Below are 24,949 nucleotides of genomic sequence, written 5' to 3'. Positions count from 1 at the left end.
ACTGGGGCGCAGAGCGCCACCGGGGATCTCAGTTCAACGTCTCGATCCGCAGCGTGTTGGTCGAGCCTGGCTTGCCGAAAGGCACACCGGCAGTGATCAGAAGCGTGTCGCCACGGTTAGCCATGCCTTGGGCCTGGGCAATTTCCAGCGCAGTGGAAACCACTTCGTCCACTTGGCGTAGGCGGTCATTCACTACCGAATGCACGCCCCAGGCTACGCTCAGGCGGCGAGCGGTGTTCAGGTTCGGCGTCAGGTTGAGGATCGGTGCCCGTGGCCGCTCGCGCGCAGCACGCAGAGTCGAGGCGCCCGACTCGCTGTAGTTGACCAGCACCGCCACCGGCAGGATGCCGCTGATGCGGCGGATGGCGCAGCTGATGGCGTCCGATACGGTGGCCTCGGCTTTCGGCCGGCCGACGTCGAGCTGGGCCTGGTAGTCCGGGCCGTTCTCCACCTGGCGGATAATCTTGCTCATCATCTGCACGGCTTCGAGCGGGTAGTCACCCGAGGCCGTCTCCGCCGACAACATCACAGCGTCCGCACCTTCGGCCACGGCGTTGGCCACGTCGGTGACTTCGGCACGGGTCGGTGCTGGCGAGAAACGCATCGATTCGAGCATCTGCGTAGCCACTACCACCGGTTTACCCAGCTGCCGGCAGGTGCCGATGATGCGCTTCTGAATCTGCGGCACGCTCTCGGCCGGTACTTCCACGCCCAGGTCGCCACGGGCCACCATGATCGCGTCTGCCAGTTCGGCGATGGCTTGCAGTTGTTCAACCGCCGAGGGCTTCTCGATCTTGGCCATCAGGTAGGCGCGTTCGCCAATCAGCTGTCGCGCTTCAAGGATGTCCTCGGGGCGCTGTACAAATGACAGGGCCACCCAATCCACGCCCAGCTCCAGGCCGAAAGCCAGGTCGCGGCGGTCTTTTTCGGTGAGCGGGGAGAGGTCGAGCACCGCTTGCGGCACGTTGACGCCCTTGCGGTCGGACAGCTCGCCACCGTTCAGCACTTCGGTGTCGATCGCATCGCTGTGTTTGGCGGTAACACGCAGGCGCAACTTGCCGTCGTCCAGCAGCAGGTCCATGCCAGGTTCCAGCGCCGCGATGATTTCCGGGTGCGGCAGGTTGACCCTGCTGCTGTCGCCTGGAGTCTTGTCCAGGTCCAGGCGCAAGGCTTGACCGCGTTGCAAGTGCACCTTGCCTTCGGCAAAACGACCCACCCGCAGCTTGGGGCCTTGCAGGTCCATGAGAATGCCCAGTGGATAGTTCAGCTGCTGCTCCACCTCGCGGATCCACTGATAGCGCAGCGCATGGTCGGCGTGCTCGCCATGGCTGAAATTGAGACGAAAAATGTTCACGCCTGCTTCCACCAGTTGCCGCACATCGTCGATGCCACCCGTAGCCGGGCCCAGGGTGGCGAGGATTTTCACTTTCTTGTCAGGCGTCATGAGGGGTCGGTCTCGAGAATCAGGATGGCGCGAAAGTCATTGACGTTGGTGCGCGTGGGTTCGGTGACGATCAGCGCATCGAGTGCGGCGAAATAGCCGTAGCCGTTGTTGTCGTCCAGCTCGTCGCTGGCCGAAAGGCCCAAGGCTTGGGCGCGTGCGTAGCTGCTAGGCGTCATGACAGCGCCGGCGTTTTCTTCCGAGCCGTCGATGCCGTCGGTGTCGCCTGCCAGTGCGTAGACGCCCGGCAGGCCCTTGAGGCTTTCGGTGAGGCTGAGCAGAAATTCCGCGTTGCGCCCGCCGCGGCCATTACCGCGCACGGTGACGGTGGTCTCGCCGCCGGACAGAATCACGCAAGGGGCCTTGAGCGGCTGGCCATGCTGGACGATTTGCCGGGCAATGCCTGCATGCACCTTGGCCACTTCCCGTGACTCACCTTCCAGGTCGCCCAATATCAACGGGCTGAAACCTGCCTGGCGCGCCTTGACCGCCGCAGCTTCGAGCGACTGTTGAGGCTTGGCGATCAGCTGGAAATGGCTGCGGGCCAGGGCTGGGTCGCCAGCCTTGAGGGTTTCCGAGGCCGGGTCGTTGAGCCAGTCGATGACAGCCTGTGGGGCGTCGATGGCGTAGCGCTTGAGGATCGCCAGTGCCTCGGCCGAGGTGCTCGGGTCGGCCACGGTGGGGCCTGAAGCGATGACCGTGGCCAGGTCGCCCGGCACGTCCGAGATCGCGTAGGTGTAGACCGTGGCCGGCCAGCAGGCCTTGGCCAGGCGCCCACCCTTGATCGCCGAGAGGTGCTTGCGCACGCAGTTCATCTCGCCGATGGTGGCGCCGGATTTGAGCAGGGCCTTGTTGATGTGCTGTTTGTCCGCCAGGGTCAGGTTGGCGGCGGGCAGCGCCAGCAAGGCAGAGCCGCCGCCGGACAGCAGGAATATCACCCGATCCTGCTCGCTGAGGTTGCCGACCAGTTCCAGCACGCGCCTGGCAACCGCCAGGCCGGCCGCATCAGGCACCGGGTGGGCGGCTTCGACCACTTCGATGTGTCGGCAGTTGGCACCATGGCCGTAGCGGGTCACGACCAGGCCGCTGACCTCGCCTTGCCAGTGCTTCTCGACCACCTCGGCCATGGCGGCGGCAGCCTTGCCTGCGCCGATGACGATCACCCGACCGCTGCGGTCGGCGGGCAGGTAGGGTTCGAGCACGTGGCTGGGGTGGGCGGCGGCGATGGCTGTGTCGAACAGCTCACGCAGCAGTTTCTGTGGATCGACCGACATGGCAGGCTCCCTTTATTGTTGTTCTGCACAATCGAGAACGCCCCTGGAACGGCCTCCGTGCAGGCCGAACCAGGGGCGGTGTTGCTCGGGTTCACCCCTGGCTGTGCTCAGCCAAGGGGCGTAACAGGTGTGCCGGGTTACCGGCAGCAGGGCTGCAAGGCAGGCCCGGCGCTCGGATCAGCGGTCGTCGCGGATCGAGAAATTGGCCATGTGCTCCAGGCCCTTGATCAGCGCCGAGTGGTCCCAGTTGCCGCCACCCAGGGCCTGGCAGGTGTTGAACACTTGCTGGGCATTGGAAGTGTTAGGCAGGTTGATGCCCAGTTCCTTGGCGCCTTGCAGGGCCAGGTTAAGGTCCTTCTGGTGCAGGTTGATGCGGAAGCCTGGGTCGAAGGTGCCTTTGATCATGCGCTCGGCGTGCACTTCCAGAATTTTCGACGATGCGAAGCCGCCCATCAGCGCCTCGCGCACCTTGGCCGGGTCGGCGCCGTTCTTCGCGGCAAACAGCAACGCCTCGCTGACGGCCTGGATGTTCAGGGCGACGATGATCTGGTTGGCCACCTTCGCGGTCTGACCGTCACCATTGCCGCCTACCAGGGTGATGTTCTTGCCCATGCTCTGGAACAGCGGCAGGGCGCGCTCGAAGGCTTTTGGGCAGCCGCCGACCATGATGCTCAGGGTCGCGGCCTTGGCGCCGACTTCACCGCCAGACACCGGGGCGTCCAGATAGGCAGCGCCAGTGGCCTTGATCTTCTCGGCAAAGGCTTTGGTGGCGGTAGGGGAGATCGAGCTCATGTCGATCACTACCTTGTTCGGGCCCACGCCTTCGGCGACGCCGTTTTCACCGAACAGGACGCTTTCGACCTGTGGGGTGTCCGGCACCATGACGATGATGAACTCGGCTTCCTGGGCCACTTCCTTCGGGTTGGCCAGGGCCACGGCACCGGCGGCGATCAGGTCGGCTGGTGCTGCGTCGTGGTGGGTGGAAACGAAGAGGCTGTGACCTGCTTTTTGCAGATTCTGCGCCATGGGTTTGCCCATGATGCCAGTGCCGAGAAAACCGATTTTAGCCATGAGAAATTACCTCTTTTATAGTTGTTCGCGGTCCCGATGGGAGCAGTGATTCAGATCGCGTTGTGCGTTTTCAGCCAGCCCAGGCCCGCTTCGGTGGTGGTCTTGGGCTTGTATTCCGCGCCCACCCAGCCCTGGTAGCCGATGCGGTCCAGGTGCTCGAACAGGAAGCGGTAGTTGATCTCGCCAGTACCCGGCTCGTGACGGCCCGGGTTGTCGGCCAGCTGGATGTGGTTGATCAGTTGCAAGTTGGTTTCCATGGTGCGCGCCAGGTCACCTTCCATGATCTGCATGTGGTAGATGTCGTATTGCAGGAACAGGTTGTCGCTGCCCACTTCGGCCTGGATGGCCAATGCCTGCTCGGTGGTGTTGAGGTAGAAGCCCGGAATGTCGCGGGTGTTGATCATTTCCATGACCAGGCGAATACCGGCGGCCTGGAGCTTGTCGGCGGCATAGCGCAGGTTTTCCACAAAGGTCTTGCGCACGGTGGCGCAGTCCGGGCCGTCTGGGCGAATCCCAGCCAGGGCGTTGACCTGGGTGTTGCCCAGCACCTTGGCGTACTCGATGGCCTTGTCGACACCTGCACGGAATTCTTCGACGCGGTCCGGGTGGCAGGTGATGCCACGCTCACCCTTGGACCAATCCCCCGCGGGAAGATTGAACAGCACCTGGGTCAGGCCGTGAGCCTTGAGCTGCGCCTGGATTTCGGCAGCGCTGAAATCGTAGGGGAACAGGTATTCGACACCCCTGAAACCGGCGTCGGCGGCGGCCTTGAAGCGGGCCAGGAAGTCCTGCTCGGTGAACAGCATGGACAGGTTGGCAGCGAAGCGAGGCATGGTTGTCTCCTTGCGTTGAGAGCCCCGGGCCAGCCGGGGCGTCAGGCGATCAGTCCAGCAGCGAGATGGCGGTCGGCGCATCGTTGCCGACCAGGGCGAGGTCTTCGAACTCGTTGACCGCGTTGATCTCGGTGCCCATGGAAATGTTGGTAACCCGTTCAAGAATGATCTCGACCACGACCGGCACGCGGAACTGCTCGGCCATTTGCCGTGCTTTTAGCAGGGCAGGGGCGATGTCGGCCGGCTCGAATATCCGCAGGGCCTTGCAGCCCAGGCCTTCGACCACGGCGACGTGATCGACGCCATAGCTGGCAGCGTCGGTGGCGTTGATGTTCTCGAACGCCAGTTGTACACAGTAGTCCATGTCGAAACCACGCTGGGCCTGGCGAATCAGCCCCAGATAGGCGTTATTCACCAGCACGTGGACGTAGGGCAGGTTGAACTGCGCCCCGACGGCCAGTTCCTCGATCATGAACTGGAAGTCGTAGTCGCCCGACAAGGCCACGACCTGGCGCGTGGGGTCGGCCTTGACCACACCCAGTGCCGCAGGGATGGTCCAGCCCAGTGGGCCGGCTTGGCCGCAGTTGATCCAGTGCCGTGGCTTGTACACGTGCAGGAACTGCGCACCGGCGATCTGCGACAGACCAATGGTGCTGACATAGCAGGTGTCCTTGCCGAACACCTGGTTCATCTCCTGGTACACGCGCTGGGGCTTGACCGGCACGTTGTCGAAATGGGTCTTGCGCTGCAGGCTGGCCTTGCGCTGCTGGCAGTCTTCAAGCCAGGCCTGGCGGCACTTGAGTTTGCCGGCGGCTTGCCATTCTCTGGCGACTTCCAGGAACACGTCCAGGGCCTTGCCGGCATCGGAAACGATGCCCAGGTCTGGGGTGAACACGCGGCCGATCTGGGTCGGCTCGATATCCACATGCACGAATTTCCGGCCTTCGGTGTACACGTCCACGGAACCGGTATGGCGGTTGGCCCAGCGGTTGCCGATGCCCAGTACCAGGTCGGATTTGAGCAGGGTGGCGTTGCCATAGCGGTGGGAGGTTTGCAGGCCGACCATTCCGACCATCAGCGGGTGGTCATCCGGGATGGTGCCCCAGCCCATGAGCGTCGGGATCACTGGCACACCGGTCAATTCGGCGAATTCGACCAGTTTGTCGCTGGCGTCGGCGTTGATGATGCCGCCGCCTGCCACCAGCAAGGGCCGTTCGGCCTCGTTGAGCATGGCAAGGGCCTTTTCCGCCTGGACGCGCGTGGCGGAAGGCTTGTGCACGGGCAGCGGTTCATAGGCGTCGATGTCGAACTCGATTTCAGCCATCTGCACGTCGAATGGCAGGTCGATCAGTACCGGGCCGGGCCGGCCGCTGCGCATTTCGAAGAACGCTTTCTGGAACGCATACGGCACCTGGCCAGGCTCCAGCACGGTGGTTGCCCACTTGGTGACGGGCTTGACAATGCTGGTGATGTCCACGGCCTGGAAGTCCTCCTTGTGCAGGCGGGCGCGTGGCGCCTGGCCAGTGATGCACAGGATCGGAATGGAGTCGGCACTGGCGCTGTAAAGGCCGGTGACCATGTCCGTGCCCGCCGGGCCGGAGGTGCCGATGCACACACCGATGTTGCCGGGGTTGGCACGGGTGTAGCCCTCTGCCATGTGCGAGGCGCCTTCGACGTGGCGAGCGAGGACGTGATCGATGCCACCCACTTTTTTCAGGGCCGAATAAAACGGGTTGATGGCAGCCCCTGGGATGCCGAACGCAGTCACCACGCCTTCACGGCGCATGACCAGTACGGCTGCATCGATTGCTCTCATTTTGCTCATGATTTGTGCCTCATCGATTTTGTAATTGTATACAACCTGCGTTGCGATTCAGTGTATTCACGCTCAGGTGATCTGGTCAATGGGTTTTGATCGGGCAAGTCGAAGCGGCCGCGAAATAGGGTGTTTGCGCTATCGAATACGATTGAATCTAAATATTGTATACAAAAATATTTTCGGTTGTGTTCTATTGCGGTATCGGTTTTCAACTGCCCTCAGGGCTTCTCACAATAAAAAGAGGACCTTCCCATGAATGCTTTGAACCTGAACCTGGCGCTGAGCCTGGTAAACGCCGCATTGGCTGCCGGGCGTACCATCCAGGCGGCGCCGCTGACGGTGGCGGTGCTCGATGCCGGTGGGCACTTGCTTGCCTTGCAGCGTGAAGACGGGGCGAGCCTGATCCGACCCGAGGTCGCCACGGGCAAAGCCTGGGGTGCGATAGCACTGGGCAAGGGCTCGCGTCTGCTGGCGCTGGATGCGCAGCAACGGCCGGCCTTCTTCGCCGCGCTCAACGGGTTGGGCGAACGGGCGGTCGTGCCGGCGCCAGGCGGTGTGCTGGTGCGTGATCAGGATGGGCGGGTGCTGGGGGCGGTGGGGATCAGCGGGGACACATCGGATATCGACGAGCAGTGTGCGATCAGTGCCATCGAGGCGCTGGGGCTGCGCGCCGATGCGGGCGCGGTGGCCTGACCCGCATCAACTGCCGTTGCTCGATGCCCCAGTCCCCAGAGGACCTGGGACGGGGCAGGGCAAACGGCAAGGCGGTACTGCTCAGGCCGGCTCGGGTTCGCAGCCTTTGAGCACCATGCGGATGATGGTTTCGGCCGCCGCGTCGTAGTCGCTGTCGGCCAGCTTGGCCTTGCCGGTCACTGCCGAGATCTGCCAGTCGAAATCAGCGTACGTCTGGGTTGCCGCCCAGATGCTGAACATCAGGTGATGCGCATCGACGTGGGCGATCTGGCCGCGCTCTATCCAGTGCTGGATGCACTCGATGTTGTGCCGCGCCTGCTCGTTGAGCTGTTCGACCTGGCTGGGCGACAAATGCGGGGCGCCATGCATGATTTCGCTGGCGAACACCTTCGAAGCATGGGGCAGGTCGCGGGAGATGCGGATCTTGGAACGAATGTAGGCGCTCAGCACCTCGCGAGGATCGCCATCGGCGTTGAACGGGGTGGAGGCCTGCATGATCGGTGCGATGATGCTTTCCAGCACCTCGCGGTACAGGTTGTCTTTGGACTTGAAGTAGTAGTAGACGTTGGGCTTGGGCAGGCCAGCCTTGGCGGCAATATCGCTGGTTTTGGTGGCTGCGAAGCCCTTGTCGGCGAATTCCTCGCTGGCCGCGCGTAGGATCAATTCCTTGTTGCGCTCGCGAATGGTGCTCATGGTCAGGGATTTTCCTCGTGTCAGGCCACCTCTGAAGAGGCAGCCGGCATGGTAGCACCGTGCCCAATGGCGGCTCAAGGCAGCGGCTTTGGGCAGGGCCTTTGCATCCAGTCGCGCACGTGGGCGCTAGCGCAGCAGGTTGGTCTTCGCCAGGTCCAGCACCTCGTCGCCGCGCCCGCTCATCACGGCCTTGAGCATGTACAGGCTAAAGCCCTTGGCCTGCTCCAGCTTGATCGCCGGCGGCATGACCAGCTCTTGCGTGGCGGTGACTACATCGAGCAGTACGGGGCCGTCGTGGGCCAGGGCACGGCGCAGGGCCTGCTCCAGGTCTTCGGAGCGCTCGACGCGAATGCCCAGAATGCCCATGGCATTGGACATGGCGGCGAAGTCGGGGTTGTGCAGGTCGGTGCCGGTATCCAGATAACCGGCAGCCTTCATTTCCATGGCGACGAAGCCCAGTGACGCGTTATTGAACACCACCACCTTCACGGGCAGCTTGAGCTGGGCGAGCGAGATGAAGTCACCCATCAGCATGCTGAACCCACCGTCGCCACTCATCGAGATTACCTGGCGCCCCGGGAAGGCCGCTTGTGCGCCCATGGCCTGTGGCATGGCGTTGGCCATCGAGCCGTGGTTGAACGAGCCGACCAGGCGACGCTGGCCATTCATCTTCAGGTAACGCGCCGCCCAGACCGTGGGCGAACCGACGTCGGCGGTGAAGATCGCGTCTTCGCTGGCCAGTTCGCTGAGCAGGCGCGTGACGTATTGTGGGTGGATCGGCCGGTCACCCTTGGAGGGTACCGCCAGATCGTCCAGCCCCTGCCGCGCCTTGCGGTAGGCTTTGAGTGCATCATCCAGGAAGCGCCGATCGGTCTTGCGCGTCAGGCGTGGCAGCAAGGCGTTGAGGGTTTCGCCGACATCGGCAGCGATGCCCAGCGATAACGTTGCGCGTCGTCCCAGCGCTTGCGGATCACGGTCGACCTGCACGATCTTGGCGTCGCTTGGGAAAAACTGCCGGTAGGGGAAGTCGGTGCCCAGCATCACCAGCGTGTCGCAGCCGAGCATCGCGTGGTAACCGGAACTGAAGCCGATCAAGCCCGTCATGCCGACATCGAAGGGGTTGTCCCATTCCACATGCTCCTTGCCGCGCAACGCATGGACCACCGGTGCGCCGAGTGCATCGGCCAGGGCCACGACCTGGTCATGCGCACCGGCGCAGCCGCTGCCGCACAGCAGGGTCACCTTGTGGCTGTCCTGCAACAACTCGGTCAGGCGCTGCAGATCGACTTCCGTAGGCAGGATGCGTGGCTGCTGCAGGGAGGGCCAGGCCGCCGGTTTCTGCTCGACCTCCAGCAGCGATACGTCACCGGGAATCACCACCACCGCCACACCGCGATTGAGGATGGCCGAGCGCATGGCCCGGTGCAGCACCTGCGGCATCTGTGCAGGGTTGCTGACCAGTTCGATGAAATGGCTGCATTCCTTGAACAGTTCTTGCGGATGGGTTTCCTGGAAGTAGTTCAGGCCAATCTCCGAGGAGGGGATCTGCGCGGCGATGGCCAGCACGGGCACCCGGTTGCGGTGGCAGTCGAACAGGCCATTGATCAAGTGCAGGTTGCCCGGCCCGCAACTGCCAGCGCACACCGTCAACTCACCGGTGACCGCCGCCTCGGCACCGGCGGCGAAGGCGGCGACTTCCTCATGGCGCACGTGCATCCATTCGATGCTGTCCATGCTGCGCAGGGCGTCGGTCAGGCCATTGAGGCTGTCGCCGGTCAGGCCCCAGATCCGTTTGATACCGGCCTGTTCGAGGGTCGAGGCCAACTGCTGGGCCATGTTGAGCTTTGCCATGAATACTCCTGGTGCGAATGAAAGGACGTGATCGATGAGATAGAGACAGGCGCTTGGCCACGGCTGTTCGTTTGCGTCCATGAACGAATCGTCATGCGCGCTGCCCCGTGCCTGACGCTGCCCTGAACCTCCTCTGCTGCCGACAGGCCACCGCACACGCGCCCGGCAGAACTGTTCAGCCACCGGCCGGTCTGTATGCCATCGTGATTGCCCTGGGAGCACGTCTGGCTATTCAGGCGTTTCAGGATGATGAAATCGCACGCGTCTACTAAGGGTGAATGGAATGGCTGGCAGCAGTTTTTTTGCGTTGTTGGATGACATCGCGGCCCTGTTGGATGACATCTCGTTGATGACCAAGGTCGCGGCCAAGAAGTCGGCCAGCGTGCTGAGCGATGACTTGGCCGTTAACGCCGAGCAAGTGACGGGCATGAAGGCCGATCGCGAACTGCCGGTGGTATGGGCCGTATTCAAGGGCTCTCTGAAGAACAAGGCCATCCTGGTGCCCTGCGCCCTGATCCTCAGTGCGGTGCTGCCGACAGCGGTCAAATGGCTGCTCATGGCCGGCGGCCTGTATCTGTGCTACGAGGGCTTCGAGGCGATCAAGGACAAGTTTTCCCGCAGCGAGCATGGCGCCAAGGCGCAAGGAAAAAAGGCGCTTCCCAAAACCCCCGAGGAACTGGCCGCGTATGAGCAACGCAAGATCAAAGGGGCGATCAAGACCGACTTCATTTTGAGCGCGGAGATCATCGTCATCACCCTCAACGTGGTGGCTGAGGCTCCGCTGTACCAGCAGATCCTGACCTTGGTTCTGATCGCCCTGGTCATGACGATGGGCGTCTATGGGCTGGTCGCTGGCATCGTGCGACTGGACGACGCAGGGTTCGCCTTGGCGAAATCCAAGGCCCAGGGTATGTGGGGCCGTGCGGTCAGAAAGTTGGGCGAAGTGCTGGTCTCGGCCGCGCCTTTCCTGATGAAGGCGCTGTCCTGGATCGGAACGGTCGCGATGTTCTTGGTGGGCGGGACATTCATTGCCGAAGGCATTGCACCCCTGGAGCATGTCATCGAAGGCTGGGTTGCGCACAGTGGAAGCTGGGAAGCGGTTGCCAAGCACGTCGTGTTCGGGGTTGTCGGGGCTGTCGCCGGAGGCCTGACGGCACTGGTGGTCGGCGGATTCTCTTGGGTTCGCGCACGCGCTGCCGGTTGAGCGACACCGCTTGGGCAAAGGGGCCGCCTGGCGGCCCTGTCATCATGACGTGATCAGAACAGCACCTTGACCAGGAAGCTCATGGTGTTCTGGTCGGTGGTGAAGGCGCCGGAGTCCTTGATGCCGTACTTGTTCTTCCAATAGTCGTACTCAACACCCACGTACAGCTGCTTCTCGCCCAGGTGCATGGCTTTGCCCAGGTCATACTTGATCTGCGGGTTGAAGTGCAGGTTGGCGTGGTAGGTGCCACGGCGGTTTTCATCGTTGTCCACCACCCAGTCCATGAAGCCATCGATCAACACGTCGGAGGAGCCGACCGGGATGGTGTAGGCCCACACCGGGGTGATCTGCCAGACATTGTCGCCAGGGCGGCTGCCATCGGTGGTGCGCTGGTAGAAGTTCAGCTGGAAGTAGTCAAAGCCTGGGATGTCCAGGTCGAAGCCGGGGCCGATCAGGTAGGCTTCCGTGTCGCCCTCGCCAAACTCATAGGTCATGGCCAGCAGCACGTCCTTGACTGGGCCGAAGGACAGCTTCTGGTCGAAGATCTTGTTGAACGACAGGCGCGGGCTGATCTCGCCGTAGTAGGTGTTGGGACCGTTGCCGGCGTCCTTCTGGCCTTGGTAGAAGATCTTGTCGACGAACAGGAAGTTATCGCCGTACTTCCAGCCGTCGGCGTGCTCGAAGGTCAGGGTCTGTTGGGTCGACGGGTTGACCTTGAAGTTCTTGCCCCACAGGTAGGTCAGGCTGTTGCTCTGCCACTGCAGCAGGTCGCCGGCGAAGGTGGTGCCACAGGCCAGCAGGCCGCCGGCGAGGATCAGGCTGTTGATGGTACGCATTGCGGATGTCGCTCCCTTGGTTGATCTGTTGTCAGCGCTCGGTGTTGGCGCTTTTTCTGTCTTTTTAGTCAGCTTTTTTCGATGGGCCACAGCTGTCTGGCAAGGGTTGAGCCAACTTTCTCCCGGTTGGCGAAACCGTCCTGCTCGACGTCGTTCTGAACGGATGAAAAGGGTCTTTCAGGCTGGCAACACGTTGGCCAACCGCCCGAATTCATTGACTGAGCGGTCAGTAAACGCAGGCAGAATCCGTTCTGCCCTGATCGAGGGGGCGCGCAGATTACTGGCTTGCGCGCCTGGCCTCAAGTGCTCCGTCGTGGAGCACGGTGGAGCAAACCTGTGCATGTGGTCAGGTTGTCAGAAGTGTACCTTGATCAAGGCACTGGCCACGCTCTGATTGCTGTCCAGGGCGCCCCGGCTGTCGATGCCGTATTTGTCCTTCCAGTAGCTGTACTCCAAGCCCACGTACAGCTGCTTGTCGCCCAGGCTCAGCGCCTTGCCCAAGTCGTATTTCACCTGCGGGTTGAAGTGCAGGTTGGCGTGATAGGTGCCCCGTCGGTTCTGGTCGTTGTCGGTCACCCAGTCCATGTAGCCGTCTATCAGAATGTCGGACTTGCCCAGTGGCACGGTGTAGGACCAGGCAGGCGTGATCTGCCATACGTTGTCGCCGGGGCGGCTGCCTTCGGTATTGCGCACGTAGAAATTGAGCACGAAATAGTTGAAGCCTGGCACGTCGAGGTCAAAGCCTGGGCCGATCAGGTAGGCTTGATTGTCACCTTCGCCACGCTCGTAGGTCATGGCCAGCAGCACGTCCTTGACCGGGCCGAACGCGAGCTTGCGGTCGAGGATCTTGCCCAGCGAGAAACGAGGGCTGAACTCGCCGTAGTAGGTGGTCACCCCTTTGCCGGGATCGGCCTTGCCGTTGTAGAAAATCTTGTCGACGAACAGGAAGGTGTCGCCGTATTTCCACTTGTTGGCGTGCTCGAACGTGAGCGTCTGCTGGATGCCAGGGTTGATCTTGAAATCCTTGCCGTACAGGTAGGTCAGGCTCTCGCCGTGCCATTGCAGCCATTGGCCGGCCTGGCTCGGTACGCTGGCCAGCAGGCTGGTGCCCAGCAACAAGGCTGTGGAGATGTGGTTCATGTGACAGCTCCCGGATGTTGTTCTTGTGGGTTGTCAGGCGCGTGCGCGCCCCGGGCGGCCCACGCGGGGTGGGCCGACGGCACAGCAGTGATTCAGGGGTAAAGCACGGGCGACCAGGGCGCCGCCCGTTGGCTCAGTGGGGGTGGCAGGGCGCGTTGTGCGCCGCGCGGTCCGCGCCGCCGAGAATGTTGAACAGCACGTTGAGCACCAGTGCACTGACCGTGGCCATGGCGATGCCGCTATGGGTGATGGGTTCCATCCACTGGGGCATCTGAGCGAAGAATTCCGGCCGTACCACCGGGATCAGGCCGAAACCGACGCTGACCGCCACCAGCAACTGGTTGCGCCGATCCCCGATGTCCGCTTCCTGGAGGATCTTGATGCCAGTGGCAGTGACCATGCCGAACATGGCAATGGACGCGCCGCCGAGCACCGCTGGCGGAATCGAGGCGATCAGGTAGGCCGCCTTGGGCAGCAAGCTGAGCACCACCAGCAAGCCGCCGGCCACCACCGTGACGAAACGGCAGCGTACGCCGGTCATCTGCACCAGGCCGATGTTCTGGGCGAACGAGGAATGGGTGAAGGTGTTGAAAAAACCTGCGATGAAGGAAGCGCCAGCGTCGCACAGCAGCCCGCGGCGCAGCATGCCTGGGGTGACTTCGCGGTCGGTGACCTTGCCCAAGGCCAGGAACATGCCGGTCGACTCGACGAAGATGATCACCACCACCAGGCACATCGACAGGATCGGGGCCAGGCTGAAGGTGGGCATGCCAAAGTGCAGCGGGGTGACCACCTGCAACCAGGGCGTGGCCCCCAGGCCCGAGAGGTCGACCATGCCGATCGATCCCGCCAGCAGGTAACCCAGGCCCATCCCCACCAGCACCGACACGTTGACCCAGAAGCCCCGCATGAAACGGTTGATCAACAGAATCACTGCCAGCACCAGGCCGGCGACCAGCAGGTAGATCGGTGAGCCGAAGGTGGTCGCTTGCTGGCCGCCTCCGGCCCAGTTCACCGCCACGGGAAACAGCGACAGGCCGATGGACGTGATCACCGTGCCGGTCACCAGCGGCGGGAAAAACCTCACCACCTTGGACATGAAGGGCGCGACCAGCATGCCGAAGAAGCCTGCGGCAATGGTGGCCCCGAAGATACCCTGCAGGCCCACGCCGGGCATGCCGGCCATGGCCACCATGCTGCCAACGGCGGCAAAACTGGCCCCCATCATCACGGGCATGCGAATGCCCACCGGGCCGATGCCCAGCGATTGCACCAGGGTGGCGACCCCAGCGACCAGCAGGTCGGCGTTGATCAGAAAGGCGACTTCTTCGCGGGACAGGCCTGCGGCCTGGCCGATGATCAGCGGTACCGCGATGGCGCCACCGTACATCAGAAGCACATGTTGCAGGCCAACCAGAAAGAGCTGGAACAGGGGCAGGGGCTGTCGCGGCGGCGCTACCGGGATAGACGCCTTGGATGACTCGGACATGCAGCACCTCGAGTTTTGTTTTTATTCTCGGATCCAAGCGGCGGGCGAGCCCAAGGTTCAAGCGGCGATCTTCGACTTGAAGATCGCGTTGCTTTAAGCCTGGGCCAGCGCCTGCGCTCGATGCTTGCGTACGACGTTATGCGGTGTAGCCAATTGCGGTCAGTTGACAGGCGCGCCCTTGGCGATCCAGTCGCCTACCAGCTTGCGCTCTTCGGTGGTCATCTGGGTGATGTTGCCCAGCGGCATGATCTGGCTGGCAACCGCTTGCGCTTGGATGCGCGCGGCCTGGGCCTGGATCTGTTGCGGGGTGTCGAACATCACGCCACCTGGGGCGGCACTGAACAGTGGGCTGGTCGGCTTGGAGGAGTGGCACACGGTGCAGCGTTCCTGGATGACGTGGTGGATCTTCTCGAAGCTGTCACCGCCGGCCTGCACCGTCGCCTGCGCCGGCACTGCCGGTTCGGCGGGCTTGGCCGCGTCTTCGGCGCGGCGTTCGGCTGCCGTCTTGCCGCCCACGGCCGTGGCTGGCAACGGCTGGTACTCGATCTTGGCAGCGGCCTGTTCCGGGCTGATCGGCATCGGCTTGGGACCTGTGACATAGGCCAGGCAGATCATGGCCAGGGCACCGACTGGCAGCGTCCAGGCGTACTTGTTGCTGTCGTGGCGGGTGTTGAAGTAGTGACGGATCAACACCGCCGCCACTGCGATCCCCGCCAGGATCAGCCAGTTGTACTGGCTGCCGTAGGTGCTGGGGAAGTGGTTGCTGATCATGATGAACAGCACCGGCAGCGTGAAGTAGTTGTTGTGGCGTGAACGCAGCAGGCCCTTGGCCGGCAACACCGGGTCCGGGGTCTGGTTGTTCTCGATGGCAGCCACCAGCTGGCGCTGGGCCGGCATGATGATGCGGAACACGTTGCCGACCATGATGGTGCCGATGATCGCGCCCGTGTGCAGGTAGGCCCCACGGCCGCTGAACACCAGGCTGAAGCCCCAGCAGGCGGCAATGATCAGCACGAACAGCACCGCACCCAGTAGGGCAGGGCGCTTGCCCAGGGGCGAGTCGCAGAGGAAGTCGTAGACGAACCAGCCCACGACCAGCGACCCGATACCGATCGCCACGCCCTCGGCGCCGCTGAGGGTGCTGCCAGGTGCCAGCAGGTACAAGGTGGGGTTCCAGTAGAACACCACGCATAGCAGGGCAATGCCGGACATCCAGGTGAAGTAGGCTTCCCATTTGAACCAGTGCAGGTTCTCGGGCATTTTCGGCGGGGCGAGCTTGTATTTTTCCAGGTGGTAAATACCACCGCCATGGATGGCCCAGAGGTCACCTGACAACCCATCGCGCGGGTTGCTTCGATTCAGGTGGTTCTCCAGCCAGACAAAGTAGAACGATGCACCGATCCAGGCCACGCCGGTGATCATGTGAACCCAGCGAATGCTCAGGTTCAGCCACTCGTGAAGGTGTGCTTCCACAGTATGTACCTCTTGCCGGTCACAGGCGCGGGCAGTGCCCTGGCATGACCGACCTTTTCTTATTGGTGGGGGTTGAGGATCAGCATCTGTTCCTCGCTGAAGTAATGCTCATCGCAGTTGTTGCCAGAACCACTGCGATCAACCACCAGGAAGTCATCCCGCTTTTCGATCGTCAGCACCGGGTGGTGCCAGACGCCGCGATGGTAATTGACGCCCTGCCTGCCGTTGCTGCGGAAGGCGCGGACCAAGCCTGATACAGGTGCATCGCCAAGTGGCGCGACCACGATCAGAAAGGGGTTGCCGAGCAGCGGAATGAAAGCCTGGCTGCCCAGCGGATGGCGTTCAAGCATGCGCACGGTCAGCGGCATTTCCAACGCGTCGGCGCGGAAAATACTGATGATCGCCTTGTCTTCAGGCTCGGCGGTCTCGACCGTGGCGAGCTTGTGAAAGCGCATGGTCGAGCCGTTGTTGATCATGAAGTGGTCGCTGCCGTCGGTTTCGATCACGTCACCGAAAGGGGCGAAGGCTTCTTTGGTCAGGGGCTCGATCATCAGGGTGCGCATGCGGTTATCTCTTCTATTGTTCGTTGTTCTGTTAAGAATCGTCGGTCGCTTACAGCTGTTGCAGGCGGAACAGGGCGATCTGGTTGATCTGCTTGAGCGCCTCGGCGAATTCGGCCTTGGCATCGTTGTGGATGCGCTGTTCGAACGAGGCCAGGATCTGGTGCCGGTCGCTGCCCTTGACGGCCATGATGAACGGGAACTGGAACTTGGCCTTGTACGCCTCGTTGAGCGAGGTGAAGCGCGCAAATTCCTCGGCGGTGCATTGGTGAATACCAGCTCCGGCCTGTTCGTTGGTGCTCGAGGCGGTCAGTTCACCCTGCACGGCAGCCTTGCCGGCCAGGTCCGGGTGGGCGTTGATCAAGGCCAGTTGGTCGGCGTGGGGTGCGCTCAGCAGGATGTCGCTCATACGCTTGTGCAGTGTTTGCACGTTGTCCAGTTCGTCCAGTTGACCGAGGTCGTAGGCCTTCTCGGCGACCCACGGCGAGTGCTCGTAGATGTCGGCGAAGGCGTGGACGAACGCGTCACGGTCAAGGGTGGACGGCTTGAGGGTCTTGAAGGTGGTCATCAGACGGCCCCTTTCTGGTACGGGTGGGTGGCTTGCCAGTGGCGGGCGATATCGACGCGGCGGGCGAACCATACCTGCTCGTGGCTTTTGGCGTAGTCGACGAAACGCTTGAGCGCTGCCAGGCGTGCCGGCCGACCGACCAGGCGGCAGTGCAGGCCGATGGAGAGCATTTTCGGCGCCTCGGCGCCCTCGGCGTACAGCACGTCGAAGGCGTCCTTGAGGTATTGGTAGAACTGCTCGCCACAGTTGAAACCCTGGACTTGGGTGAAGCGCATGTCATTGGTGTCCAGGGTGTAGGGAATGACCAGGTGCGGCTTGCCGGTGGGGTTGTTCGGCTCCCAGTAGGGCAAGTCGTCGTCATAGGTGTCGCTGTCGTAGAGAAAGCCGCCTTCTTCCATGACCAGTCGGCGGGTGTTGGGGCCGGTGCGGCCGGTGTACCAGCCCAGCGGGCGTTCGCCGGTGATTTCGGTGAGGATGCGGATGGCTTCGAGCATGTGCTCGCGCTCCTGGGCCTCGTCCATGTACTGGTAGTCGATCCAGCGGTAGCCGTGGCTGCAGATTTCATGGCCGGCCTGGACCATGGCGCGGATCACGTCGGGGTGGCGCTGGGCGGCCATGGCCACGGCGAAGATGGTCAGGGGAATGCCGCTGTCCTTGAACAGTTTGAGCAGGCGCCACACGCCTGCGCGGCTGCCGTATTCGTAGAGCGACTCCATGCTCTGGTTGCGCACGCCCTGCAACGGCTGGGCAGCGACCATTTCAGAGAGGAAGGCTTCGGACTCCTTGTCGCCGTGCAGGATGTTGCGCTCGCCGCCTTCTTCGTAGTTGAGCACGAACGACAGGGCAATGCGGGCGTTGCCTGGCCATTGCGGGTGAGGAGGGTTATTGCCGTAACCGATCATGTCGCGAGGGTAGTCAGCGCTCACTGCAGTCTTCCTTCTTGTACGTGTGGGCAGGGTGGCGGGCCGCGTCGCTGTGTCGCACCACCGGATGCAATGATTGTATACAACTTATGAATTCTTTTGTAAGTCCGAATTTCCGTATTTCCGCCCAGGTGTCGTGTCTGGATACCTTGCAAGAAACCTGCCCACTTGGTCAGCTAAGCACGACGAAGACGCTATGCCCTGCATTGTTGCTGCTGAAGCCATAGTCTGTAAGCTGATTGGCTGGGCAAGCAAAAAAATTGTGTACAATTTTTATTGCGAATGTCTTAATTATGCGAATTCAAGCCGCACGCTGCCCCGCTTCGGGTCACTGGCGTGCGTACTTGCCCCTGGCAAACAAGAGGCGACAAGCAGATGGGACGTTTGACCACTCACGTACTGGACGCAGCCCATGGCTGCCCAGGCAGCGCAATCAAGGTGGAGTTGTACCGTGTCGAAGGCAGCCAGTTGACGTTGGTCACCTCGGCGCTCACCAACAGCGATGGCCGCGTCGACGCGCCATTGTTGCAAGGCGATGACTACCGTTCGGGTGTTTACCAGCTGCAGTTCAATGCCGGTGACTACTACCGCGGGCGTGGCGTGGCGCTGCCTGAGCAGCCGTTTCTGGATGTGGTGGTATTGCGCTTTGGCATCGATGCGCAGCAGGAGCACTACCATGTCCCGCTGCTGATTTCGCCCTACAGTTATTCGACCTATCGTGGGAGCTAGTTGGTCGCTAGACGAATCTTCGTAGGTCCTTGGCCCGCTCTCACACTGGCGGGCTTTTTTTATCCGGAATTTTTGTGTGCTCAGGTGTAATGATGCTTTTACGCTAGCGACTGATACTTCTGTCAGTATCGCCGTCTGTTTAACGCTGCAACAATGATCGTGACCTCATACGCGAATTTGGAGTGATCTCAATGAGGGGCCACAGAACGTATTCACCTTACGGTTATGCTCTCAAGAGTCAAGAAGCTGTCGGTTTCAATGGTGCCCATTTGGATGCGCTTACCGGTCATTACGCATTAGGTAATGGCTATAGGTCCTACGATCCAGTGTTGATGCGCTTCCTTAGTGCAGACAGCGTGAGCCCATTCGCTCACGGCGGCTTGAATGCTTACGCTTACTGTCTAGGTGATCCTGTGAACCAGCAAGATCCAAGCGGCCACGGTGTTTGGGACGGCCTGCTGATGCTTGTCTTTGGCAGGCTGCTGGGGCGAAAACCGATGGCTTCCATAGAGCCTACATACACTAGAGCTTTTGGATTTCACGCGACGGACGGTTGGAATGTTCCTTCGTTGCTAAGCGGACTCAATGCTGGTCATTCACGAGCAGGCCGGCAATCTTTGGGTGAGGGGACTTATTTCGGAAGTACCTTGGAGAAGGTTTTACCATACCAACGCCAAGCGATTGATGGTGTGATTCTCAAAGGCATGTTGAGGGATGATGTCAGTCTGGTCCCGAATGTGGGCTACAAAGCTGACCCGAACGGAGTGATACTGATCACACCGGCCGCCTATGACGTCATCAAGATGGTCCAGGAAGTTCCAGCAGGCGCGACGTATGTCAGCCTTCCTCCCACGGGCATTTTCGCTAGAAAAAAGACCACACAACGCTCAACAAGTCTGGGCGCCGAAGCGCCCATTGATGCAAAGGATCGGATTAGAGAAACACGAACTTGGCAATAAAGATCGCACACAGCACCCACAAGCTCGCAGAAATCTCCTTGTATTTACCCGTACCGGCTTTGAGCGCCACGTAGGTGATGAACCCCAGCGCAATGCCATCAGCTACCGAGAACGTCAGTGGCATCATGATCACAGTGACGATTGCCGGAATGCTGTCGGTCGCCTCGTCCCAGTTGATGTGCGCCATGCTGCCCATCATCAGCATCGCGACGTAGATCAAGGCGCCAGCGGTTGCATAGGCGGGGATCATGCCAGCCAGCGGTGCAAAGAACATGGCAGCAATGAATAGGACGCCCACCACCACCGCCGTCAGGCCGGTGCGCCCTCCGACGGCCACCCCTGCTGCACTTTCCACATAGCTGGTGACCGGTGGCACGCCGACCACGGCCCCGAACACGCTCGAAGCACTGTCGGCTTTAAGCGCTTTGGACAGATTCTCCATACGGCCGTCTAGGGCCACCAGGTTTTCCCGCTGCACCAGCGTGCCAAGAGGCGACAAGCATATAGGACGTTTGACCACTCACGTACTGGACGCAGCCCATGGCTGCCCAGGCAGCGCAATCAAGGTGGAGTTGTGCCGTGTCGAAGGCAGCCAGTTGACGCTGGTTACCTCGGCGCTCACTGGCGGGCTTTTTGCTCCCATCACCTGCCAAAGTGCTGAGTCAAGCCACTGACAGAAATGTCAGTATTCCTTTAGCTCCATTAATCATACGATGGGTTCCGAATTGTATTGAGGCTTTTCACCGATGAAGATGCCCATTTCCTACGCACCCTTCGGTTCCTCCAGTCTAGCGGCTGCAGCCACTCATGCAGTGGGGTTTACCGGTCAGAACCTTGATCGTGTTCTACAGGGATATCACCTTGGAAATGGAACGCGGGTATACAGCCCTTGCTTGATGCGGTTCCACAGCCCCGATGCGCTGAGCCCTTTTCTCAACGGCGGCATCAACACCTACGCCTATTGCTTGAATGACCCTGTCAATGGGCAAGATCCTACGGGCCGGGCTCCGTTCTTCAATAATGTATTTAAAGCAGGTATTCAGCGGTTTCAGCAGGCGTACAAACGATTGGCAGTACCACGTAATGATGGGCTTCTGAACAATAACCAATCTCGCCACCTTGGCGAGGAAATGATGTTCGCAAAGCAGTCCGTCAAGGCTGCCACTGTAGAATACCGGGTCATCCAAAGTAGCAACGGCTTGGCCCAGCTCGAATCTTCGAAGGTGCACAAATTTGTATTCACTGCCGAGCATAAGCTTGTCGCATTCAGTGCGTCGAATGATGACATTATGCCTTCCCACGCTGCACTCGGTGAGTTTTCAGGACTTGGCCATGGAACCAAAGGCCTTGGCGAAAAGGTAATTTCCGCAGGTTATATCAAGAAGGACGGCGCAGATTTAGTGTACCTAGATCACTACTCTGGGCATTTTCAACCCGGCTTCGAGCACTTGTATGTGGTTCAAGAATATCTCGCATCGCTTGGCGTTCGATCAAAACTGATTCGGCTCGGCATTTGATTCAATTCTCAAACGACTTACCTCATTGAGCATTGCGCTTCGTACCTACTGTTATGCATGTGCAGAGGTGTAGCACGTGACAATACGAACCGGGTGCACTTGCCCCCGGTTCACTGTGCTTCCTAGAGGAACACGAACTTGGCGATGAAGATCGCACACAGCACCCACAAGCTGGCAGAGATCTCCTTGTACTTACCCGTACCGGCCTTTAACGCCACATAGCTGATGAAACCAAGCGCAATGCCATCCGCCACTGAGAAGGTCAGCGGCATCATGATCACCGTGACAATCGCCGGAATGCTGTCGGTCGCCTCGTCCCAGTTGATGTGCGCCATGCTGCCCATCATCAGCATCGCGACGTAGATCAAGGCGCCAGCGGTTGCATAGGCGGGGATCATGCCAGCCAGCGGTGCAAAGAACATGGCGGCGATGAACAGCACGCCTACCACCACCGCCGTCAGGCCGGTGCGCCCCCCGGCGGCCACCCCCGCGGCACTTTCCACATAGCTGGTGACCGGCGGCACGCCGACTACGGCGCCGAACACGCTCGAAGCACTGTCGGCCTTGAGCGCTTTGGACAGATTCTCGATACGGCCGTCGGGGGCCACCAGGTTGGCCCGCTGCGCCACGCCCATCAGCGTCCCGGCGGTGTCGAACATGTGCACGAAGAGAAACGCCAGGACCACGCTGATCATGCTCACGTTGAACACGCCCGCCACGTCCATGGCCATCCAGGTAGGCGCCAGGCTGGGCGGCATCGACACCACGCCGCCGAACTTCACCAGTCCCAGACCCCAGCCCGCCAGCGTCACGCCGATGATGCTGATCAGGATCGCCCCGAATACCCGCTTGTAGCTGAGGATGGCGATCATCAGGAAGCACACTGCCGCCAGCAGCGGGCCTGGCTCATGTAGCGAACCCAGCTTGATCAGGGTGGCGGGGCTGTCGACGATGATACCTGCGGTCTTCAGGCCGATCAGGCCGAGGAACAGGCCCACCCCGGCGCCCATGGCATGGCGCAGGCTGACGGGGATGCTGTTGAGCAGCCATTCGCGCACCTTGGACAGTGTCAGGAACATGAACAGCACGCCGGAAATGAAGACCGCGCCCAGTGCCGTTTCCCAGTTGTAGCCCATGGTGCCGACCACGGTGTAGGTAAAGAACGCATTGAGGCCCATGCCCGGGGCCAGGCCCACTGGCCAGTTGGCATACAGCCCCATGAGCAGGCAGCCGAGGGCGGCGGCGATGCAAGTCGCCACGAAGGCTGCGCCGTGGTCGATGCCGGCATCGGCCATGATGTTGGGGTTGACGAAAATGATGTAGGCCATGGTGATGAAGGTGGTCACCCCGGCGATCAGCTCGGTCTTGACGGTACTGCCGTGTTGCCTGAGTTTGAAAATGCGCTCCAGCCAACCCGTGGCGGGCGGTGAAGCGATGTCCAGCGTAGGGACTTCGGTTTTGCGGCTTTCCACAGCGAGTACTCCTCAAGTCTTTCTTGTTGTTATGGAGCCCGTGGTCCTGAGCAATGCACTTGGCGGCTCCGCGAGGGCGGCAACTGGCCAGCAGCTTGCAGTGCCGTGGCGTATTGTTGACCGTAAGGTCAGGAAGTTGCCTGAGCGATTATGCTTTTGTGTACAAAGAAAGCAAATACTGTTTTATGTTTTGTATGCCGGGTGAGGTGAACAATCGCTATATGCGTTAAAGCGCGCCTGCAGAAACGGCTCAGCCTGTGTACAATGACGCCATACTTTCCTTCGTGCCTCGAGAGCCCATGAACGAACAGCTGCAACCCCTGAAAAAACCCGCGCGTGCCGGCAAGGCCGGTCGCAGTGGTACCCAGGACGACATTGTCTATGCGCACATCTTCGAGGCCATCCTGGAGCAACGTCTGGCGCCGGGCACCAAGCTCAGCGAAGAGGCGCTGGGCGAGATTTTCGGCGTCAGCCGCACCATCATCCGCCGGGCCCTGTCACGGCTGGCCCATGAGAGCGTGGTGCTGCTGCGGCCCAACCGAGGTGCCGTGGTCGCCAGCCCAACCGTGGAGGAGGCGCGCCAGGTGTTCTTCTCGCGGCGCATGGTCGAGCGTGCCATCACCGAGCTTGCCGTGGAGCACGCCACGGCCGAGCAGCTGGCCGAGCTGCGGCAGATGGTCCGCGAAGAGCGCGACAGTTTTTCCCGAGGGGATCGCGGCGCCGGCATCCGGCTGTCCGGCGAGTTTCACCTCAAGCTTGCCGAAGCGGCGGGCAATGCGCCGTTGGTGAGCTTCCAGCGCAGCCTGGTATCGCAGACCTCGCTGATCATCGCCCAGTACGAGAGCGGCAATCGTTCCCACTGTTCGTACGACGAGCATCTGCAGCTGATCGATGCCATCGAAGCGCGTGACGCCGATCAGGCCGTCAGCCTGATGATGCATCACATGGACCACATCGACAGCAAGCTGAACCTGGACGAGGAGAGCGCCTCGGACGATCTGCATGCGGTGTTCTCCCATCTGCTGAAAAAGCCCAAGGTCGCGGTCAAGAACTGACTGTTCGCCTGGGCTCGCATCAGCGCGACCCTTACCCTTCGCGCTGATGCACGCAGCGCCCGGCCGCATAGGTTTCACGAACCGTGCGGTCGTCGCCCAGGGTGGTCAGCACGAACAACGTCTCTTCGATGCTTCTGGACTGCTGCAGGCGATAGTCCAGCAGCGGCGTGGCCTTGTAGTCCAGCACCACGAAGTCCGCGTCATTGCCCGGGCGCAGGCTGCCGATCCGGTCATCCAGGCGCAGCGCGCGCGCACCGCCCAGGGTCGCCAGGTAGAGCGACTTGAAAGGGTGCAGGCGTGCGCCTTGCAGCTGCATCACCTTGTACGCCTCATTGAGCGTGTTGAGCAGCGAGAAGCTGGTGCCGGCACCCACGTCGGTGCCCAGGCCGACATTGACCTTTAAGCGCTCCGCCTGAGGCAGGTTGAACAGCCCGCTGCCCAGGAACAGGTTGGAGGTGGGGCAGAACGCGACCGCCGAGCCCGTCTCTGCCAGGCGCTGGCATTCTTCGTCGCACAGGTGCACGCCATGGGCGAAGACCGAGCGCTCGCCCAGCAGTTCGAAATGGTCGTACACATCCAGGTAGCCCTTCTGTTCCGGGAACAGCGACTTGACCCAGTCGATTTCCTGAAGGTTCTCCGACAGGTGCGTGTGCAGGTAAACGCCTGGGTGTTCCTTGAGCAGTTGGCCCGCCCGTGCCAGCTGCTCTGGCGTGCTAGTCGGTGCAAAACGCGGAGTGACGGCATAGTGCAGGCGGCCTTTGCCATGCCAGCGCTCGATCAGCGCTTTGCTTTGGGCGTAGCCGGACTCGGCGGTGTCGGTCAGGTAATCGGGGGCATTGCGATCCATCATCACCTTGCCGGCGATCAGGCGCAGGTCCAGGCGCTCTGCTGCTTCGAACAAGGCGTTCACCGATTCGGGGTGCACACTGCCGAACACCAGGGCGGTGGTGGTGCCGTTACGCAGCAGCTCTTTGAGAAAGATCTGCGCCACTCGGTCAGCATGGTCCTTGTCGGCGAATTGCTTCTCGCAAGGGAAGGTGTAGGTGTTCAACCAGTCCAGCAACTGCTCCCCGTAGGAGCCGATCATGCCGGTCTGGGGGAAGTGGATGTGGGTGTCGATGAACCCTGGGGTGATCAATGCGTCCTGGTAGTGCTCTACCGGTATGTCGGCGTCCAGGGTCGGCAACAGGTCGCTGGCATGGCCCACGGCCTGGATGCGTCCGCCGTCGATCACCAGCAGGCCGTCTTCGAAATACTCATGGGAAGCGTCCAGGCCTACCTCGGCCGGGTCGGCGATGCTGTGCAGGATGGCGGCTCGGTAGGCTTTGCGGGTAACGGTCATATCTCAC

General features: G+C 61.3%; 22 protein-coding genes and 2 pseudogenes. 7 read left to right on the top strand and 17 right to left on the bottom strand.

What is annotated here, in order from left to right; genetic code table 11:
* Positions 1-28: 28 nt before the first annotated feature.
* The 5 genes from pyk to gcl form a co-directional block, all read right to left on the bottom strand.
* Positions 29-1,444, bottom strand: coding sequence for a pyruvate kinase (gene pyk, locus CWR53_RS15135; protein ID WP_100851977.1), 1,416 nt, complete (start codon positions 1,442-1,444; stop codon positions 29-31).
* Positions 1,441-2,715, bottom strand: coding sequence for a glycerate kinase (locus tag CWR53_RS15130; RefSeq protein WP_100851976.1), 1,275 nt, complete (start codon positions 2,713-2,715; stop codon positions 1,441-1,443). The genes pyk and CWR53_RS15130 overlap by 4 nt, the downstream gene beginning before the upstream one ends.
* Positions 2,716-2,892: 177 nt before the next feature.
* The gene (locus CWR53_RS15125) at positions 2,893-3,786 is read right to left on the bottom strand and encodes a 2-hydroxy-3-oxopropionate reductase (protein ID WP_058605974.1); all 894 of its coding nucleotides are present in this window, start codon (positions 3,784-3,786) and stop codon (positions 2,893-2,895) included.
* A gap of 50 nt (positions 3,787-3,836) precedes the next feature.
* Positions 3,837-4,619 carry a hydroxypyruvate isomerase gene (hyi, locus tag CWR53_RS15120; protein ID WP_058605975.1) on the bottom strand — a complete coding sequence of 261 codons (783 nt, stop codon included), beginning with the start codon at positions 4,617-4,619 and terminating at the stop codon, positions 3,837-3,839.
* Between the two features lie 49 nt (positions 4,620-4,668).
* Positions 4,669-6,444, bottom strand: a complete 1,776-nt coding sequence (gcl, locus tag CWR53_RS15115) for a glyoxylate carboligase (RefSeq protein WP_100851975.1) — start codon at positions 6,442-6,444, stop codon at positions 4,669-4,671.
* 246 nt (positions 6,445-6,690) lie between these two features.
* Between gcl and CWR53_RS15110 the strand changes: the two genes are divergently transcribed.
* Positions 6,691-7,131: a heme-binding protein gene (locus CWR53_RS15110; protein WP_078478866.1), complete on the top strand. Its 441-nt coding sequence runs from the start codon at positions 6,691-6,693 to the stop codon at positions 7,129-7,131.
* An 81-nt stretch (positions 7,132-7,212) separates the two neighbouring features.
* Here the strand turns inward: CWR53_RS15110 and CWR53_RS15105 are convergent, their stop codons facing one another.
* On the bottom strand, positions 7,213-7,824 hold the full coding sequence (locus CWR53_RS15105) for a TetR/AcrR family transcriptional regulator (protein WP_100851974.1): 612 nt from the start codon (positions 7,822-7,824) through the stop codon (positions 7,213-7,215).
* Positions 7,825-7,950: 126 nt separating this feature from the next.
* Positions 7,951-9,675 carry a ubiquinone-dependent pyruvate dehydrogenase gene (poxB, locus tag CWR53_RS15100; protein WP_100851973.1) on the bottom strand — a complete coding sequence of 575 codons (1,725 nt, stop codon included), beginning with the start codon at positions 9,673-9,675 and terminating at the stop codon, positions 7,951-7,953.
* 283 nt (positions 9,676-9,958) lie between these two features.
* On the opposite strand from poxB, the gene CWR53_RS15095 reads away from it, so the two are divergent.
* Entirely contained in the window at positions 9,959-10,879 is a 921-nt protein-coding gene (locus CWR53_RS15095; RefSeq protein ID WP_100851972.1) for a DUF808 domain-containing protein, read from the top strand.
* Positions 10,880-10,932: 53 nt separating this feature from the next.
* Here the strand turns inward: CWR53_RS15095 and CWR53_RS15090 are convergent, their stop codons facing one another.
* The 7 genes from CWR53_RS15090 to puuE form a co-directional block, all read right to left on the bottom strand.
* Positions 10,933-11,715: an outer membrane protein OmpK gene (locus CWR53_RS15090; RefSeq protein WP_023535873.1), complete on the bottom strand. Its 783-nt coding sequence runs from the start codon at positions 11,713-11,715 to the stop codon at positions 10,933-10,935.
* Between the two features lie 354 nt (positions 11,716-12,069).
* Positions 12,070-12,855, bottom strand: a complete 786-nt coding sequence (locus CWR53_RS15085) for an outer membrane protein OmpK (RefSeq protein WP_100851971.1) — start codon at positions 12,853-12,855, stop codon at positions 12,070-12,072.
* A gap of 133 nt (positions 12,856-12,988) precedes the next feature.
* On the bottom strand, positions 12,989-14,344 hold the full coding sequence (locus CWR53_RS15080) for a nucleobase:cation symporter-2 family protein (RefSeq protein WP_023535929.1): 1,356 nt from the start codon (positions 14,342-14,344) through the stop codon (positions 12,989-12,991).
* Between the two features lie 159 nt (positions 14,345-14,503).
* A complete protein-coding gene (locus tag CWR53_RS15075; RefSeq protein WP_100851970.1) occupies positions 14,504-15,817 on the bottom strand; it encodes a urate hydroxylase PuuD in 1,314 nt (437 codons plus the stop codon).
* A gap of 59 nt (positions 15,818-15,876) precedes the next feature.
* Positions 15,877-16,380: an ureidoglycolate lyase gene (locus tag CWR53_RS15070; protein WP_023535901.1), complete on the bottom strand. Its 504-nt coding sequence runs from the start codon at positions 16,378-16,380 to the stop codon at positions 15,877-15,879.
* Positions 16,381-16,429: 49 nt separating this feature from the next.
* Positions 16,430-16,945 (bottom strand): 2-oxo-4-hydroxy-4-carboxy-5-ureidoimidazoline decarboxylase, encoded by a 516-nt coding sequence (gene uraD, locus CWR53_RS15065; RefSeq protein WP_100851969.1) that lies wholly within the window; start codon positions 16,943-16,945, stop codon positions 16,430-16,432.
* Positions 16,945-17,871: an allantoinase PuuE gene (puuE, locus tag CWR53_RS15060; protein WP_058604792.1), complete on the bottom strand. Its 927-nt coding sequence runs from the start codon at positions 17,869-17,871 to the stop codon at positions 16,945-16,947. Before puuE ends, uraD begins: the two co-directional genes overlap by 1 nt.
* Positions 17,872-18,243: 372 nt before the next feature.
* On the opposite strand from puuE, the gene uraH reads away from it, so the two are divergent.
* The gene (uraH, locus tag CWR53_RS15055) at positions 18,244-18,597 is read left to right on the top strand and encodes a hydroxyisourate hydrolase (protein WP_058604793.1); all 354 of its coding nucleotides are present in this window, start codon (positions 18,244-18,246) and stop codon (positions 18,595-18,597) included.
* Between the two features lie 269 nt (positions 18,598-18,866).
* Positions 18,867-19,556, top strand: a complete 690-nt coding sequence (locus tag CWR53_RS23555; RefSeq protein ID WP_375335468.1) for an RHS repeat-associated core domain-containing protein — start codon at positions 18,867-18,869, stop codon at positions 19,554-19,556.
* On the opposite strand, the pseudogene CWR53_RS15045 reads toward CWR53_RS23555, so the two are convergent.
* Positions 19,531-20,043 (bottom strand): annotated as a pseudogene (locus CWR53_RS15045) (solute carrier family 23 protein); the annotation flags it as partial. The gene CWR53_RS23555 and the pseudogene CWR53_RS15045 overlap by 26 nt on opposite strands.
* A 16-nt stretch (positions 20,044-20,059) precedes the next feature.
* Between CWR53_RS15045 and CWR53_RS15040 the strand changes: the two are divergent.
* Together CWR53_RS15040 and CWR53_RS15035 are read left to right on the top strand one after the other, a co-directional pair.
* A pseudogene (locus CWR53_RS15040) lies at positions 20,060-20,179 on the top strand (hydroxyisourate hydrolase); the annotation flags it as partial.
* Between the two features lie 123 nt (positions 20,180-20,302).
* Entirely contained in the window at positions 20,303-21,073 is a 771-nt protein-coding gene (locus tag CWR53_RS15035; protein ID WP_100851968.1) for an RHS repeat-associated core domain-containing protein, read from the top strand.
* Positions 21,074-21,195: 122 nt separating this feature from the next.
* Here CWR53_RS15035 and CWR53_RS15030 read toward each other — a convergent pair whose 3' ends face one another.
* Positions 21,196-22,545 carry an NCS2 family permease gene (locus CWR53_RS15030; protein WP_023535895.1) on the bottom strand — a complete coding sequence of 450 codons (1,350 nt, stop codon included), beginning with the start codon at positions 22,543-22,545 and terminating at the stop codon, positions 21,196-21,198.
* A gap of 299 nt (positions 22,546-22,844) precedes the next feature.
* Here CWR53_RS15030 and CWR53_RS15025 point away from each other — a divergent pair, with 299 nt between their 5' ends.
* Complete coding sequence (locus CWR53_RS15025) at positions 22,845-23,600, top strand: GntR family transcriptional regulator (protein ID WP_058604795.1); 756 nt, start codon at positions 22,845-22,847, stop codon at positions 23,598-23,600.
* 31 nt (positions 23,601-23,631) lie between these two features.
* Here CWR53_RS15025 and guaD read toward each other — a convergent pair whose 3' ends face one another.
* The gene (gene guaD, locus CWR53_RS15020) at positions 23,632-24,942 is read right to left on the bottom strand and encodes a guanine deaminase (RefSeq protein ID WP_100851967.1); all 1,311 of its coding nucleotides are present in this window, start codon (positions 24,940-24,942) and stop codon (positions 23,632-23,634) included.
* Between the last annotated feature and the right edge of the window lie 7 nt (positions 24,943-24,949).

The sequence above is a fragment of the Pseudomonas sp. SGAir0191 genome (genome assembly GCF_002812565.2).
Lineage (GTDB): Bacteria > Pseudomonadota > Gammaproteobacteria > Pseudomonadales > Pseudomonadaceae > Aquipseudomonas > Aquipseudomonas parafulva_B.
The sequence above is the reverse complement of the archived record's forward strand: the minus strand, read 5'-3'. Positions and strand labels throughout refer to the sequence as shown.